General features: G+C 30.2%; 5 protein-coding genes. All 5 read left to right on the top strand.

What is annotated here, in order from left to right; genetic code table 11:
* A partial coding sequence (locus ACIQ2I_RS08355; RefSeq protein ID WP_396181962.1) for a DUF983 domain-containing protein occupies positions 1-314 on the top strand: 314 nt, incomplete at its 5' end.
* A gap of 110 nt (positions 315-424) precedes the next feature.
* On the top strand, positions 425-1,837 hold the full coding sequence (locus tag ACIQ2I_RS08350; RefSeq protein WP_396181961.1) for a rhodanese-like domain-containing protein: 1,413 nt from the start codon (positions 425-427) through the stop codon (positions 1,835-1,837).
* 10 nt (positions 1,838-1,847) lie between these two features.
* Entirely contained in the window at positions 1,848-2,165 is a 318-nt protein-coding gene (locus ACIQ2I_RS08345; protein WP_396181960.1) for a hypothetical protein, read from the top strand.
* Positions 2,166-2,238: 73 nt separating this feature from the next.
* Positions 2,239-3,837, top strand: coding sequence for a hypothetical protein (locus ACIQ2I_RS08340; RefSeq protein WP_396181959.1), 1,599 nt, complete (start codon positions 2,239-2,241; stop codon positions 3,835-3,837).
* A gap of 34 nt (positions 3,838-3,871) precedes the next feature.
* Positions 3,872-4,057 carry a hypothetical protein gene (locus ACIQ2I_RS08335; protein ID WP_396181958.1) on the top strand — a complete coding sequence of 62 codons (186 nt, stop codon included), beginning with the start codon at positions 3,872-3,874 and terminating at the stop codon, positions 4,055-4,057.
* Positions 4,058-4,193 lie beyond the last annotated feature (136 nt).

Below are 4,193 nucleotides of genomic sequence, written 5' to 3'. Positions count from 1 at the left end.
ATAAATGGTATAGTTTTCCAAACGGAAATAAAATGGTTGAAAGATGCAGTATTTGTGGTCAGAGAACAGAATTAGAGCCTGGTTTTTTTCAAGGAACAGGTTATGTAAGTTATGGTTTAACAGTTGGCTTTTCGTTAATTACTTTTGCAATTTGGGTCTATGTAACCGGTTATACACTTCAGAATAAAGAAATTTTTTGGTGGTTGCCAGTTAATATTTTCTTTTTAATTCTATTACAACCTTGGATTATGCGTTTATCAAGAATTATTTGGTTAACCGCATTTTTTCATAGTGACGATGAATTTTTCGATTAAAAAGAATCTTATGATAATTATCACAATTTTATTTAAAAAATACAATTAAATTTGTATCGTATTTAAATGAAAAATTGATTTCAATTTCTATTAAAAAAAATAGTACACACATGAAAATAGAACAAATTTATACAGGTTGTTTGGCACAAGGTGCTTATTACATTATTTCAAATGGAGAAGCAGCTATAATTGATCCGTTACGTGAAACGGCACCATATATAGACAGATTAACAGCTGATAATGTAAAACTAAAGTATATTTTTGAAACGCATTTTCATGCCGATTTTGTGTCTGGTCATTTAGATTTGAGTGCACAAACTGGTGCGAAAATTGTATACGGACCTACTGCAAAACCAGAATTTGAAATTATCTCCGCAGTTGATGAAGCAGTTTTTGAAGTTGGAAATATTAAAATTAAAGTGCTACACACTCCTGGTCATACTATGGAAAGTACGTGTTATTTATTAATAGATGAGAACGGAAAAGATACCGCATTGTTTTCTGGTGATACGTTATTTATTGGCGATGTTGGCCGACCAGATTTGGCTCAAAAAGCAGCATCCATGACACAAGAGCAATTAGCAGGAATTTTATTTCATTCTTTACGAGATAAAGTCATGACTTTGGCAGATGATGTAGTTGTTTACCCAGCGCACGGTGCGGGTTCAGCTTGTGGAAAAAATATGAGCAAAGAAACGGTTTCAACAATTGGCGAACAAAAACTACAAAATTACGCGCTACGTGCCAATATGACCGAAGCAGAATTTATAAAAGAAGTTACCGATGGTTTATTGCCTCCGCCAGCTTATTTTGGTATGAATGTGGCTATGAATAAAAAAGGAATTCCTTCTTTTGCATCTATTTTAAATACGGGAATGAAAGCTATTGATGCTTACGATTTTGAACAACTTGTAGATGATTCGGGTGCATTAATTTTAGATACTAGAAATGCGTCTGATTTTTCAAAAGGATTTGTGCCTCAATCCATAAATATTGGAATAAGTGGTGATTTTGCGCCTTGGGTAGGTGCTTTAATTGCCAATGTAAATCAACCCATAGTTTTAGTTACGGATATTGGAAAAGAAGAAGAAACAGTTACACGATTATCTCGTGTTGGATTTGATGCGGTATTAGGACATTTAAAAGGTGGTTTTGAAGCATGGAAATCTGCTGGATTTGATGTGGATACAGTACATAGAATTACTGCAGCACAATTTGAAGGAGAAGTAAAAATCGGCGAAAGTAAAGTAGTAGATATAAGAAAAGAAAGTGAATACGAAGCCGAACATATTGAAGACGCTTACAGTAAACCTTTAGCTTATATTAATGATTGGTTGAGAGACATCAATCCAAACGAACACTTTTTTATGCATTGTGCTGGTGGCTACCGCAGTATGATTGCAGCTTCTATATTACAAGCGCGTGGATATAGAAATTTTTCAGAAATTGAAGGTGGATTTAATGCTATTACTACAACTAGTCTTCCTAAAACTGATTTTATGTGTGCCAGCAAAATATTGTAATTACATGAGAATGATAACCGTACTTTTTTGTTCCTATTTGTTCGTATTGATGGTGCTACCATCTGTACGAGTAGTAAAAATACAATTTAGTGAAGGTTGTCAATCTTCTTGTGACAAAAGTAATTTTGAAAATAATGATGGTTGCGAAAATGGTAAGATTATTATGAGTTTAAATTTTACTCCAGTAAGTTATATTACAACTAAAATATATACAACTACACCTCAAAATTTTGTAATTACTTTCAAAAAAGAAAAGATTTTTTATCATAAAAATCTTATATCTAAGTATCAAAATACTATTTGGCAACCTCCAAAAATCATTTCATAAATATCTCAGTTTAATTATTTTACTGCTTTATCTGTTTTTAGATATTAGCAGAATAACTTAATAGTATTTATAAATGAAAAAATATATAATTTTATTAGTCTTTCTTTTATGTAAAGAAAGTATGGCACAAAATACATTTGATTATAATGTACAAATAACTCCAATTACAATTTCTACTTTACCAGGATTGCATTCGTATGCTTTTGCGCAACATAACGGAAAGTGGTTAATTATTGGTGGAAGAAAAGATGGGCTTCATGCCAGACAACCTTTTAATGCATTCCCTAATTCTCAGAATAACAATTTGATTTTTGTAGTAGATATTGCTACACAACAGACTTGGTCCGTTTCATTGGAAACTTTGGCAACAGGTTTAAAAGAGCAATTGCAAGCTACAAATTTTAACTTTTATCAAGATGGAAATTCTTTATATGTAATAGGTGGTTATGCCTATTCAACCTCTTTAGATGATCACGTAACTTTTGATAAATTAACAAGTATTAATGTACCCAATTTAATTGATTCAATTATTAACGGCACACCAATAACTTCAAATTTTAAACAAATAGCCAATCCTATATTTCAAAATACTGGAGGAGAGTTGGGAAAAATCGGAACTGAATTTTATTTAGTAGGAGGTCAAATATTTACAGGAAGATACAATCCAATGAATAATCCTACTTTTACACAAACTTATATAAATAAAATACAAAAATTTAATATTGATAATTCAGGTTTGCAATTAAGTTTTTCCAATTATTCGTTTTTGGAAGATGCAGTTCATTTACATCGACGCGATTATAATTTAGTACCTCAAGTATTTCCAAATGGAGAAGAAGGCTACACAATTTCATCTGGTGTTTTTCAAATAAATGCTAATTTACCATTTTTGTATCCTGTAGATATAAAATCTAACGGATATTTTCCTCAAACACAATTTAATCAGTATTTGAGTAATTATCATAGTGCAAAAGTTGGGTTGTATGATAGTACCGATAATAAAATGCATAATTTATTTTTTGGCGGTATAAGCAGGTATTATTATAACGGTTCTACTTTAGTACAAGATGATAATGTACCTTTTGTAAAAACCATTAGTAGAACAACGCGTGCTGCAAATGGTGATTTGTCTGAATATAAATTAGATATAGAGATGCCAAATTTTAAAGGAGCTGGAGCTGAATTTATTCCAAATAAAGCGTTACCACATTATTTAAACGAAGTTATCAAATTAAATGATATTGTAGCTAATGAATTTGTTATTGGACATATTTTTGGTGGAATAGATAGTCCAACTCAAAATCCGTTTACAAATAATCAAACCAATACAACAAGTGCTGGCGCAACAATATATGAAGTAAAATTAATTAAAAACGCAACTTTGGGTCAGAGTAGTGTTGATGGTAAAAATGATTTTTCATTTACAGTATCTCCAAACCCTACAAATGATAATTCTGTTTCCATTCTGTTTCATTTACCTTATTTAGCAACTTTAGATTATTTTGTTACAAATGTAAATGGTCAATTACTAGATGATGGAGAAATTGATGGCATGCACGAAGGCGAAAACAATATGACTTTTAATTTAGTAAATACTTCAGATAAAATTCAGTTTATTACATTTATTTTAGACAATAAATTTTATTGTACTAAAAAAATAATTATCAATTAACAACAAATAATAATAACAATTAAAATTTAAACAAATGAAAAATTTATTTTTAGCAATGTCAGTAGTGTTTTTATTTACAACTACCACAAATGCTCAAGAACCAAAACAAAAGAAGAAAGTAAAAACAGAAAAATCATGTTCTGTAAATGGAAAAAAATGTTGTGGAGAATCAAACAAAAAAGAGGCATCATGCGATTCCAAAAAAACTGAAAAAAAATAATTTACTTTTTTGAGTAACTTTTTTAAGTGCATACAAACTTTTGTATGCACTTTTTTTTATTTAATTTTACCAAACAAAATCAATTAGTTTTAATGAGAAAAGTAATACTTATCACTGGTGGTTCATCAGGAATTGG

This window comes from Flavobacterium sp. (genome assembly GCF_044368995.1).
GTDB lineage: Bacteria > Bacteroidota > Bacteroidia > Flavobacteriales > Flavobacteriaceae > Flavobacterium.
This window is presented reverse-complemented; position numbering and strand designations above follow the sequence as displayed.